This window comes from Paenibacillus sp. PastF-3 (genome assembly GCF_029893135.1).
In the GTDB taxonomy this organism is placed as follows: Bacteria; Bacillota; Bacilli; order Paenibacillales; family Paenibacillaceae; genus Paenibacillus_AQ; species Paenibacillus_AQ nitricinens.
The window spans coordinates 542,157-553,674 of sequence record NZ_JARXWM010000003.1; the positions used below are offsets into that span (position 1 = coordinate 542,157).

11 protein-coding genes are annotated in these 11,518 nt (G+C 43.4%); 2 read left to right on the forward strand and 9 right to left on the reverse strand.

Going from position 1 to position 11,518, the window contains the following annotated elements; all coding sequences use genetic code 11:
* Positions 1-147: 147 nt before the first annotated feature.
* On the reverse strand, positions 148-1,149 hold the full coding sequence (gene gpr, locus M2444_RS09570) for a GPR endopeptidase (protein ID WP_280786802.1): 1,002 nt from the start codon (positions 1,147-1,149) through the stop codon (positions 148-150).
* A 311-nt stretch (positions 1,150-1,460) separates the two neighbouring features.
* Here gpr and rpsT point away from each other — a divergent pair, with 311 nt between their 5' ends.
* Positions 1,461-1,733, forward strand: coding sequence for a 30S ribosomal protein S20 (gene rpsT, locus M2444_RS09575; RefSeq protein WP_042130412.1), 273 nt, complete (start codon positions 1,461-1,463; stop codon positions 1,731-1,733).
* A gap of 221 nt (positions 1,734-1,954) precedes the next feature.
* Here the strand turns inward: rpsT and holA are convergent, their stop codons facing one another.
* The 5 genes from holA to M2444_RS09600 all read right to left on the reverse strand — a co-directional run bounded on the left by holA (position 1,955) and on the right by M2444_RS09600 (position 6,560).
* Positions 1,955-2,974 carry a DNA polymerase III subunit delta gene (gene holA / locus M2444_RS09580; protein WP_280786803.1) on the reverse strand — a complete coding sequence of 340 codons (1,020 nt, stop codon included), beginning with the start codon at positions 2,972-2,974 and terminating at the stop codon, positions 1,955-1,957.
* Positions 2,975-3,252: 278 nt separating this feature from the next.
* Positions 3,253-4,515: an anti-sigma factor family protein gene (locus M2444_RS09585; protein ID WP_280786804.1), complete on the reverse strand. Its 1,263-nt coding sequence runs from the start codon at positions 4,513-4,515 to the stop codon at positions 3,253-3,255.
* Entirely contained in the window at positions 4,512-5,060 is a 549-nt protein-coding gene (locus tag M2444_RS09590) for an RNA polymerase sigma factor (RefSeq protein WP_036677530.1), read from the reverse strand. The genes M2444_RS09585 and M2444_RS09590 overlap by 4 nt, the downstream gene beginning before the upstream one ends.
* A gap of 384 nt (positions 5,061-5,444) precedes the next feature.
* Positions 5,445-5,681, reverse strand: coding sequence for a hypothetical protein (locus M2444_RS09595; protein ID WP_042191032.1), 237 nt, complete (start codon positions 5,679-5,681; stop codon positions 5,445-5,447).
* A 237-nt stretch (positions 5,682-5,918) separates the two neighbouring features.
* A complete protein-coding gene (locus M2444_RS09600; RefSeq protein WP_280786805.1) occupies positions 5,919-6,560 on the reverse strand; it encodes a bifunctional 2-keto-4-hydroxyglutarate aldolase/2-keto-3-deoxy-6-phosphogluconate aldolase in 642 nt (213 codons plus the stop codon).
* 345 nt (positions 6,561-6,905) lie between these two features.
* Here M2444_RS09600 and M2444_RS09605 point away from each other — a divergent pair, with 345 nt between their 5' ends.
* Positions 6,906-7,856, forward strand: a complete 951-nt coding sequence (locus tag M2444_RS09605; RefSeq protein WP_280786806.1) for a sugar kinase — start codon at positions 6,906-6,908, stop codon at positions 7,854-7,856.
* A gap of 401 nt (positions 7,857-8,257) precedes the next feature.
* Here the strand turns inward: M2444_RS09605 and M2444_RS09610 are convergent, their stop codons facing one another.
* The 3 genes from M2444_RS09610 to M2444_RS09620 all read right to left on the reverse strand — a co-directional run bounded on the left by M2444_RS09610 (position 8,258) and on the right by M2444_RS09620 (position 11,002).
* Positions 8,258-9,274: a LacI family DNA-binding transcriptional regulator gene (locus M2444_RS09610; RefSeq protein ID WP_280786807.1), complete on the reverse strand. Its 1,017-nt coding sequence runs from the start codon at positions 9,272-9,274 to the stop codon at positions 8,258-8,260.
* 73 nt (positions 9,275-9,347) lie between these two features.
* A complete protein-coding gene (locus M2444_RS09615; RefSeq protein ID WP_280786808.1) occupies positions 9,348-10,466 on the reverse strand; it encodes a hypothetical protein in 1,119 nt (372 codons plus the stop codon).
* On the reverse strand, positions 10,463-11,002 hold the full coding sequence (locus tag M2444_RS09620; protein WP_280786809.1) for an RNA polymerase sigma factor: 540 nt from the start codon (positions 11,000-11,002) through the stop codon (positions 10,463-10,465). Before M2444_RS09620 ends, M2444_RS09615 begins: the two co-directional genes overlap by 4 nt.
* Positions 11,003-11,518: the final 516 nt, after the last annotated feature.

Genomic DNA, 11,518 nt, shown 5'->3' on the forward strand with positions numbered 1-11,518 from the left:
CCTCCTCCAGCCCTCTGTAATCTCTTATACTCCAAATCTATGAGCGAAAGAGTAGTAGTAGAACCGTAAATGAGAGAATTGACTTAAAGCCCGCACAGGATACTGTACATCAGCATCCCGCCGGACTGTGTGCTAGCTATGATTCAATTAGTGGGTATAAGCGCCAACATTCTCAGGATCGACCGCATCATGTAGCGCCGCATTAAGGCCACTCGCAACAATATTAGCGATGCCTTCAATAAATTCATCGATTTCCTTAGGGGTAACGATCAAATCATGTCCAAGCGGCTCCAGTACTTCCTTCACTAGTGACAGTCGCTCTTGCTCGGAAATATCGTCCAGCATCCCCATGATTTCCTTAGTATGACCCGCTCCTTTGCCAAAATGATTCTTCATCATCTCCAGCACATTATTTACAATGGTCGAAGCATAGCAAACGGTAGGAACACCGATAGCAATACAAGGAACACCCAGAATTTCCTGTGTCAATCCGCGCCGTTTATTGCCAATCCCCGAACCAGGGTGAATACCGATATCGGCAATTTGAATCGTCGTATTGATCCGTTCCAGTGAACGGGATGCCAGCGCATCAATGGCAATGATGAGATCCGGCTTGGTACGATCCACGATCCCCTGTACAACTTCACTCGACTCGATACCGGTCAACCCTAACACCCCTGGAGCAATAGCACTTACCTTACGGTAGCCTGGAGAGACCTGATCCGGCACGAGCTCATAAAATTGCCGAGTAATGAGCGCATTCTCCACCACCAGCGGCCCCAATGAATCTGGAGTCACATTCCAGTTTCCCAGTCCAACGATCAGTACAGATGCATCCTTTCCAATCCCAATCCTAGTCAGGAAGTCCTCGAATTCGCGAGCAAAGACTTCAGCTACTTTTTGCTGCAAGCCCGTATCTCCACCGCGCAATGCCGGCACCTCAAGAGTGACATAATTCCCAATCGCGCGACCTATCGCCTGAGATCCGGCAGCGTTAGCCACACCAAGCCGGGTAACTTTTATCCCATCAGACTCTTCCACTTCTTCGTTTACACCAGGAATTGGCGTCCTTTGTGGCCCTTGAGCCATTTCCTTCGCCTCTAACGCCAAGTCCGTGCGTACCGAATATAGCTGCAGATCCGGTTCCATTGTTCCAGCCTCCTAAAAGTTTTGTAAGCATCGCTCCATTGAATTACTTCGGGCAAAACTTGCTTCGTAAGCGATACTTAGTTTTGTGAGCAGACGCTTCCCTTGAGTTACTTCAAACAAAAACTCAAATTGCAAGCTTCTGCCTATGCTCTTTTGTCGATAGTGTGCGAGAGAAAGCCCTTGTTTATGCAGGTTAAAATGGTTTAATTTGAAAGCTTTAAGTATTGCTTTTTACTACCGGTCATGCTAAACTATTTTAAGTTGTGAATCATTTGATAATGATTTCGAATGTCTTACAGGAGGTGAATGCAATGCCAAATATTAAATCCGCGGTTAAACGCGTAAACACGAACGAAAAACGCCGTGCACTGAACGCTTCCCAAAAATCCGCGCTTCGTACAGCTGTGAAAACTGCTGATGTAGCACTGACAGGTACGGAAGTTGAAACTGCTCAAGCTGCTTTCCAAGCTGCTTCCAAAAAGCTGGACAAGGCCGTAACTAAAGGTCTGGTTCATAAAAATGCGGCTGCCCGCAAAAAATCCCGCTTGGCGAAGAAATTGAACGCTCTTAAGGCTCAAGCCTAGGACGACATTCATAATGAGCAATTGAAGAACCTGACCGCTATGTTTCATACGGTTGGGTTTTTTTGTGCCTACTATTCTATAAATATAAGTAATAGTTTCCTCCTTTTAGACGTTAGTTGAATGAAAAAAACCACCTTAGAAAGGTAGTTTTCTTGAACGATCAACTTTTTCTTTTTTCATTTCATAATAGTGATTCGTCATAAAGTTATCCACTACTTAGCTCAAGTACCTAGCCGTAACATAAACAACTCCAGACCAAGCACTTTATCTATAGCTCCTGTCTTCATTTTATAATCCAGATCAGCCAGTGCACTTAAAATTTGCCGCAGACGTTCACTTGAGAACTTGTGGGCCTGCTCCCCTGCAAGCTTTACTGCATAAGGATGAAGTCCGATCTGTGAGGCAATCTGACCTTGCGAATAACTATGAGTTGATAAATCCTTCACCTGCAAAATAATCCGGAACTGCCGTGCAATCAGCGCAGCAATCTTAATGGGTTCTTCCCGCTGCTTCAACAGCTCATACAGCGTATCAAGCGCCTTATCTAGACGCAGGTTAGCGATATCCTCTACAAGCGTAAACACATTTTGTTCCGTTCCGCGATGCACCAGACTCTCTACTGCTTCTGCGTCTACGGTTCCGCCCTTACCAGCGAACAAACATAGCTTGTCCATTTCCGCGGATAAGCCCTGCAAACCTGTCCCCGCATTAGTGATAAGAATCTCTGCGGTGCCAGATGCCATCGTACAACCTCGCTCACGAATCCCTTTCTCTACCCAGCGCAGCAGCTCTTCTGCCCCTAGCGGGTTGAAAGCTAATACCGTACCCGCCGTTTTAACGGTCTTCACAATTTTCTTACGCTCGTCCAGCTTGTCATTATTCACCATAAAGACAATCACACTGAAATCTACAGGATGCTGCAAATAATCACTTAAAATATCTATACGATGCTCAAGTTTGGCATTTTCTTTTCCCGCTGTAAATAAAGATGCGTCCCGCACCAGCAATAATTTACGTTCTACCATAAAAGGTACAGTCTCTGCTTCTTCTATCACAGCCTGCACCGGCGTCTCCGAGAGATCAAAGGGAATAACTGCGAAATCACGATCCTCTTTAGCAATTAGCTGGTCTTCCAGCAATGCCGCAAATTCATTCATTCGAAATTTTTCACTGCCGTACAAAAGGTACAGCGGCGAGATTTTCCCTTGTTTGATTTCTTTTATCGCCGTTTTGGCATCCATTCCGCCACTTCCTTTTCCATTCATCTAGCCCAATTTGCCCAGATTCCTATTGTAGCAAAAAAAACGACATAAATGCACATGCAAAAACGGAGAAACTCTGGCAGCCATGGCCAAAGCCCCTCCGTTTAAGCGGCGCATCTATATAAACGCCGGAGTGAGAAGCCCTAGAAACTTCCCATCCGACGGTCATACCGATGTTCTTCAAATCCTATACTTTCTAGTTCCTGTCCGGTTGCTATAGTATATTCTGAAACTCCGAAAAATGTTCCAGCCTCAATTTAATTTGTTGACATTGAAGACGGAGTCTTCGATGGTGTCGCCCCAGGTGTTGTAACCGGCGTTGAAGAAGCTGCTGACGCTTCCTGTACAGTGTACACCTTAGTGGTATTCACACCATCTTTCTCCGTCACATACGTAAACTGCGAGCTATCCGCCGACCATTCTCCAGAAATCCAATTTCCTTCTAATGGATAAGAAGTCACTGCTGTCCTATCTTCCACAGAACCTTCGGGTGAATTCTTATAAATAACAAGCTGTAATCCAACAAACTCAACGGCATAATGCCCATCAGGGGAAGTCCAAGTCTGCACATTAGAATCATTGGAATCACTGGAATCACTAGAAATGTTAAAGCCCATAACCTCTCTTCTAAAATCATTCGCACTATCTAATGATTCCTCCGTAGGTGGCGCTGAATCAGCTGCGATTCCTTTATCTATAGAACCAGGTTGATCCTTCTTATCAGCCTTGAACTGATTATTACTGCCAGCACTAGTATCCGGAGTTTGAACTTTCGTTACAGTATCTGGCTTCGGCGTCATAATCTTCTCCGTAGGTTTGGGCTTCACATTATTTGTTGGTTCCGGTATCGATCGTCCTCCAGATCCAGCATTAGTTTCTGTTGGAGAAGTCGGCATCGACGCAGGGTCTACCGGCCCCATCGCTCTATCTAATGCAGCGTTATCCTCATTCACATCAGGAGCAGCTGGTAGAGCCCCCGAATCGATTCCGCTATTAGCAGGCGCAGCCTCATATGAATCAGCAGAAGTAGAGGCTTGCGATTCAATAGCCATATTATCAGCACTATCGCTGGTCGCTTTACTACTATCCTGCATCATTTGTTCTACCTCTGCCCCAGGCATTTTATCCGGCATATTAAAAATAGCGATCCCTAATATTACGGCAGCTGCGATAGCTCCAATGCCTGTCCGTGCTGCTATAGAGGTTCCCTTGGAAGGTTTACCGCGGGAGCTTTCACGTGAAAATGGAACTACAACTGGTTCCTCGGTTCTCACAGCGCTTTGTTCACGGCTGCTTCGATCCAATTCTGCAAGCTGAGGTAAAATAGAGTCAACCAGACTAAACGGGGGTTTCACGTCTGGCAACTGCTCCAATTCTTTGGAGAGAAGTGTCAGCCGCTCAAAGACTTCCGCGCAGGAAGGACAATTATCGATATGACGGAACATCTCAACAATCTCATCTTGGCTCAAGTCTTGGTCTATATAGCGGTGCATCCATTCCATCACCTCCGCGCATTTCATCCCGATACACCACCTTTCTGGTACTCCTGAAGTCTATTCTGCAGCTGCTGTCTGGCCCTAAACAGATATGATTTCACTGTATTCAAAGGCAAATCCAGGCAGTCTGCAATCTCGTTGTAAGAAAAATCTTGTAAATAGCGCAGGACGATGACTGTCCGATGATGCTCGGGCAATTGATCAATCGCTTCACGTATATCCTCAGCTAAATAAGAAGATAGAACCTCACGTTCCACATTGTGTTTATCCTGAAACACCATTTCATGCTCATCAATAGAAACTGTAGGTTTAGTTCTTCTGAATTTATCAATGCAAATATTGGTAACGATTCGCTGAACCCACGTTTTGAACTGGGCCTTTTCCTCATATGAACCGATTTTGGTATAAACCCGGATCAAGGCCTCCTGAGATGCATCCAGCGCATCTTGTTCATTATGCAAAATGTAGAAGGCGGTTTTATATACATGCCCTTCAATTTCTCGCAATAGGGTGATTAGAGCGTCGCGATCGCCCGCTTGAGCGGCTCTGATGAGTCCCTGCTCCACCACGAAGGTTCCCCCTCTCTATGCAATCTTACTGACGCGCAAGACTGCGAATTTGTTGCAACCCTGTAATTAATATTTTTAGAATACCAAACTTTTCTAAGAACGTCATGTTAAGCCATCTTTTATAAAGCGCTATCGCACATTTCATAGCATTTCACAGTCAATAATTCCTACTAAGCATACAGGGGAAACTTCAATCATTCAAATACTCTTTTGAATAACTTTATAACAAAAATGACACAAGTATAAACGCCTTCGGCATCGCAATATGGCCGGCAAGCGTTTAGGTAAGAAATATCTCCCATTTCCAAAAGAAACGGCTTATCCTCCTGTCGGAAAAGAAGCCGTCAGTAAACAAGAAATAACCTTAGAATCGAGCACATAACTCTATTTATATAACACAATCTTGCAGAGCATGAACACTGCGTAGTTGTCCCTAGTTTCATCATCCACAACATACGCCTCTCCATTCTCAAAAATATGAGGGTTATTGTAATTCCGCTCTAATCTATAGATCTGGCCCTCCGTCACCTTACAACCATGGAATGCCGACGCAATTTCTACGTATTCCGCATCCTCTTCATCAGCTGCAAGATACAGCTTTTTATCATGATAAGCAGGCATATACTCACTCCCGGTCCGATAATAAACCCTTCCAATTCGTAGACGTCAGTCAAACATCATAACTCTTCTACTTTATAGTTTATTGCCTTTGTCCTCATTCTATACTTTATGAAAACATATAACGTAAGGAAATCTGAATGTCGGAAAATAAGTATACAAAAAGGTTGTACGGCTGACATGTGTCAGCTATACAACCTTCAATAAATCTATTTATTCGAAATTAAGAAACATACCTGATCAAATACCTTTTATCTCTTTAAATTTTGCCACATACTGAGCCGCAAGATCGGTAATCTGATCGTATCGACCATCCTTCGCAGGTGCAGTCAAATTGCCCCCGATACCTACTGCTATACAGCCGTTGGCAATCCACTTTTCCATATTATTCAGATCCACGCCACCTGTTGGCATAATGTTCACATGCGGCATAGGGCCTTTAACCGCTTTCACATAATCCGGACCAAACGCACTGCCAGGGAACAGCTTAAGCACATCCACGCCAAACTTCAACGCTTCCTTCATTTCATTTAATGTCATGCAGCCAGGCATGTACGGAATCCCATAAAGATTACACATTTTAGCTGTCTCTGCTTCAAAAGAAGGACTGACCACAAATTCCGAGCCTGCAAGAATGGCTATTCTCGCCGTTAATGGATCAAGTACAGTTCCTGCTCCAATCACTGCGCGATCTCCGTACTCCGCTACCAATCGTTTAATCGCCACATCCGCGTCCGGAGTAGTAAAAGTTACCTCAATATTATTCAAACCGCCTTCGATACAAGCAACGGACATTTTAAAAGCTTCCTCAGCACTATCAGCACGAATTACGGCTACAACTCCAACGGACGCCACATTCTGCAATACTTTTATTTTCTTCATCAGTAGACTCCCTTTCTCTTGGTACGATCGTAGATGAATATGAAATACTAATTTAGATAAACTTTTTTATTAAATTTACTAATTAAAACGATATAATCTATAATCAGATAGTAATAATAATACGGTTAACAGTCAATACATTTTTATGGATATAGAGATTTTAATTTATCAAAATGACCAATAAGCACTTGTTTTATAAGGATTTATTAATGATTTATTTCCTTTTATCCAAAACACCTTTTGGATTAAAAATCATTCTTTTATTGTACAAAACCGATTTATGTGATAATTTCAAATTATACATCATTATACTGGGATAAATTCATTACCCTAGGAGGAACTCAAATGAGTAAACAGTTGGATGCCGTCACTTTCGGGGAGCCGATGGCGATGTTTTATGCGAATGAAACGGGTCCCCTGCATGAAGTATTTTCGTTCTCCAAAGCGTTGGCAGGTGCCGAGAGCAATGTAGCTACAGGCTTATCGCGCTTAAATCATCCTACAGGTTATGTTACGAAGCTTGGCGAAGATAACTTTGGTCATTTCATTGCGCAAGCAATGAAGAAAGAGAACATTGATACCACCAATATTACTTTTACTAAAGAAAATTCAACGGGTATGTTAATCAAATCAAAGGTTGTTACTGGCGATCCTAAAGTCGAATACTTCCGCAAAAATTCCGCGGCCTCCAAGCTTAGTCTGGTTGATTTTGACGAGGCATACTTTAATGCTGCAGGACATTTACACGTAACAAGTATCTCCGCCGCCTTATCCAAGAGCTGTCATGAATTCTCTGTTCATGCTATGGAGTTTATGAAGCGACAAGGAAAGACGGTCTCTCTCGATCCAAATCTGCGCCCTAGCTTATGGCCGGATACAGAAACAATGGTGAAGACGATCAATGATCTGGCTACACGCTGTGATTGGTTCCTTCCAGGACTCGGTGAAGGCAAGATTCTTACAGGTCTAAATACGCCAGAAGAGATTGCGGACTATTATCTGGCGCGTGGCGTCAGCTTAGTCGTCATCAAGCTCGGACCTGAAGGCGCTTACTATAAATCCGCGGAAGGAGAAGGTTATGTAGACGGGTTTAAGGTAGAGCAGGTCGTTGATACCGTAGGTGCAGGTGATGGGTTTGCCGTTGGTGTAATCAGCGCAATGCTGGAAAAGCTTCCGATTGTTGAGGCCGTCAAACGCGGCAATGCGATCGGTGCGTTAGCCGTCATGTCGCCTGGCGATATGGATGGACTTCCGACCCGTGAGGAGCTTGCGAAGTTTATGCAGCAGGAGGTTTAAGCACATAGATTTGAGTCAGCTTTCGCAACATAATCTCTGTAAACTTCTGTAATTCTCATAAATAGCTGAACGCAACCAAATCTACACAACATAGCTGTACTCTATACAACTATATCGAGTCAAAATCGTTTCTACTCGCCTTTAATTGCACTTTATACATTTAACAACCAGGTGAACATCGCTGTCAGCAATTTCCCGCAGAAATAACTGCACAAAATACAATTAAACTCTCAATTCAGGAAGCACAAACTAAAATAGTTGCAGAAAGTACAATTAACCATAAGAAGAAACAACAACGTTGCAGCCTTATAATCTAGTAGCTTGGGAGTTTTATTATTAAAAAATGCCGTCTCACAGTTGATCTGTGGAACGGCATTTTTTTGTGCTTCTATAGCTTGTAGTCAGTTATATAACTTCACAGATTGCCCTTGTTGCAAGGACGGCGGGAATCGATAGGTGATTGGAACGGAAGCACCCTTGTCCTCAATACAAGAGAGTATAATCTTAGCGGCTTGCATACCCATTTCGTATGCAGGCTGACGAATTGTTGTAATGACTGGATTATAAATTTGCGCGAATTCCGCATCATCTATACCGATGACAGACAATTGTTCCGGAATAGCGATCGCATTTCGATTCGCATATTTCAAAATCTCTGCTAGCGTGATATCGTTCGTAGCCAATAGCGCTGTCGGAGGGTCCGGCAACGCTAAAAGGCGCTTCAGTCCTGTAGCTAATTCTTCTTTTGGCACACTACAAATATACTCCTCACGCAGCGTTAGGCCCGCTTCTTCCATCGCTTTTTTATAACCACTGATCCGCTCTTTACGAGGGGTAATAGCATGTTCCCCTAGCGGCAGGGTGACCAGAGCAATTCGCTCATGGCCTTGTTGTGTAAGCTGTCCCACACCTATCTTGGCCGCCATTTCATTGTCGAGCAACAAACTCTGTGTAGTGATTCCATCTACCAGACGATCCATAAACACTAACGGAAAATCCGCCTCTATTAGTCGGCTGTATGCAGATGGATTGTTCCCCGTCGGAAAAATAATTAAACCGTCCACCTGTCGGGCGACTAAGGTTTCGACGTACTTACTTTCTTTTTCCGCATTCTCATCGGCATTGCATATGATTACTTGAATCCCGTGTTGCTGCAGCTCGTTCTCGATCGCCCGGATACATTGAATAGACAGCGAATAATCGATATTAGCAACGATGATTCCGACCATATGCGTCCGATTCTGTTTCAGACTGCGCGCAAGTCCATTCGGTTGATAATTGAGCTCCTCGATCACAGCCTCAATCCGATTCTTCGTCGCTTCACTCATATATTTAAAACGTTTGTTCAAAAATTGGGAGACTGTACTCTTCGACACTCCCGCTTTTTGAGCCACATCATCAATCGTTAACTTCTTCATCGCTTCGGCTCCACTCTTCTCAAAAGAAAATTACTTTATCAAAAAGTATAGCTTTTATTGGGTGAATTATCTACTAAGGAGTAGAATTCAAATAATCCATATAAAGCTTATTTTGTTGCTCTTCCGATAAAAAAGCCCAATTCTCATCCAGCCACCCCAATCCAGCTTTCATAAGAATATCCGCTTTACGTTGTTCTCCGCCCGCTTTATAATCCATGAGTAATGTTTCTCCCTTAATCTCTTTAAAACCAATTGCTGTAGCAGATGTTGGAATGCTCATGGTCTCCATATCATAAAGTACGGTTTTCTCTTTGTACTTTTTATCCCCTACATGTTCTAAGTAACTAAGTACGAGTTGCTCATGCTCCTTATCAACAGCAATGATTGACTTGTAATCTAATAATGTAATATCAAAGGATTTAAGCGCGATCGGTACCACAGTTTCTCCAGCCATTGCTTTTTTAACATTAAGCATTGAGATTTCAACATCCTCATACATACCTACACCAAGAGTCTTTTTGTAAGAAGTTAACAGGATATAATCTCCCGCTCCAAAAAATCCACTCAAATATTGATAAGTACTTGCCCCTCCCGCATAAAGAGGAAATGTATAAATCCTAGTAGCCGAAGAAGCCGATAGCTCCGTCTGGTCCTTCGAGCTCAGGTAAAGGGTGAACGGTTCTGTAGGATGTGTGTACTTTGGCTTCTTGTAGTCAACCATCGGGGGTGGCGGCGACCAAAGGATTCCCGCTGTTGTCTCAACGGCATATGCTTTAGTCTTATCTCTGCTCATTGGCAAAGGCATGTAGTATTTCTTACCGCTAATCTCAAACTCTGCTGGACTTGTCGGAGGCTCTGATGCTTTGTCATTAGTAACAGGAGTAGAAGAAGGTAGTATCGCTGCGGCTTGTGACTGCACCGATGAAGATTGGACTGGACCATGACTCTTCCATGCGCCTATAGGCAAGTTAAGTGCACCTATCAACAAAATCATAGCCACACTGGTCAGTAACACACTTTTGTTTATTCGATAACGTCCGCGACTTTTATTTTTTAGCACAGCAGCCTGCTCAATCCGCATCCTCAGCTCAGGTGTAAAGCCATCTTCAATAAAAGGTCTTTTGCCTGCTTGCGCATACCAATCAATCTGTCCGATCATCACTGGATTACTATTATCAGCTTTGCCTTTCATTCTCTCTCCTCCTTCTGAATGGCTTGCTTAACCTTCTCCCTCGCTCGCGCGAGCCGAGATTTCACAGTCCCTTGTGGTACATTCAGTAAATCGGACATTTCGCCGATCGTTAGCCCCTGCTGAATATCCAGTACAAGCACCTCTCTATTCTTATCTGGTAGGTTCATAATAATTTCCCAGATTCGGTTCGCATACTGATTGCCGAGCGCTTCTCTTTCTGCAGACGGAGCATTTACAGTAACAGGTTGATCTCCAAATGGTATGAATCTGCGCCAAAAGCTATTTTTGCTCCAGCTGAAGGCTGTATTTCTAGTAATCGTGAGCAGCCAAGTCTTCATCGACGATTGTCCCCGGTACTTCCCCACATTTTTATATGCCTTCAAAAATACTTCTTGGCTAATATCATTCGCTTGCTCACGGCTTCTAGTTAAGAAAAAAGCATAATTCCACACATCCGATCCATACGCCTCCATCATTTCCCGCAAGGTCATTTCGGACGCATACGCTTCTGCATATGGCATATCTTCGCTTAGCATGTTTCGTCTCACCTCTTGCCTAATAAGACTTTCCAAACTTGAAAAAGTTCCCTTTAAAATAAATAATTAGGTCATATATTACTTAACCGTATATTCTCTATATCTGTCTATTAAAAAGCACCACCGATGAACGCTTAAACGTCCTCGGTGGTGCTCGCGTGTCGGATTGAGGAGAGCTAAATATTAGCTCTAGCTGTCGTTGTAAGTTTATCGCCCGTAATCGGAGTGTAATGGTCCACTCATCTACTCGGACTCGGATATATCTATAAAAAGCGTTCTATTGCATTTCGTGCAATAGAAATTGATTTTTCAACGCCATAGAGAGTATCTGTTGCACTTCATGCAATAGATACTCTTAAAATCCACAGAAATAGGCGCTTTTCCTCATTTTGAGTGTACAAAGTACAACAGAATGAAGATCCCGGTTCAGCCCCTTAATTATGGAGTCATTCTCTTGAAATCTCAGGTTTTCACAGTTTCTTAAAGTGAGATTTTCACCTCTCCCATTTGGCCTGC

Excerpts from the sequence above, each read along its gene's own strand:
- M2444_RS09595 (WP_042191032.1), bottom strand. The coding sequence starts at position 5,681 with ATGCCTGCTTATCATGATAAAAAGCTGTATCTTGCAGCTGATGAAGAG.
- M2444_RS09585 (WP_280786804.1), bottom strand. The coding sequence starts at position 4,515 with ATGAAATGCGCGGAGGTGATGGAATGGATGCACCGCTATATAGACCAA.
- M2444_RS09620 (WP_280786809.1), bottom strand. The coding sequence starts at position 11,002 with ATGCTAAGCGAAGATATGCCATATGCAGAAGCGTATGCGTCCGAAATG.
- gpr (WP_280786802.1), bottom strand. The coding sequence starts at position 1,149 with ATGGAACCGGATCTGCAGCTATATTCGGTACGCACGGACTTGGCGTTA.
- holA (WP_280786803.1), bottom strand. The coding sequence starts at position 2,974 with ATGGATGCCAAAACGGCGATAAAAGAAATCAAACAAGGGAAAATCTCG.
- M2444_RS09600 (WP_280786805.1), bottom strand. The coding sequence starts at position 6,560 with ATGAAGAAAATAAAAGTATTGCAGAATGTGGCGTCCGTTGGAGTTGTA.
- M2444_RS09610 (WP_280786807.1), bottom strand. The coding sequence starts at position 9,274 with ATGAAGAAGTTAACGATTGATGATGTGGCTCAAAAAGCGGGAGTGTCG.
- M2444_RS09615 (WP_280786808.1), bottom strand. The coding sequence starts at position 10,466 with ATGAAAGGCAAAGCTGATAATAGTAATCCAGTGATGATCGGACAGATT.
- M2444_RS09605 (WP_280786806.1), top strand. The coding sequence starts at position 6,906 with ATGAGTAAACAGTTGGATGCCGTCACTTTCGGGGAGCCGATGGCGATG.
- rpsT (WP_042130412.1), top strand. The coding sequence starts at position 1,461 with ATGCCAAATATTAAATCCGCGGTTAAACGCGTAAACACGAACGAAAAA.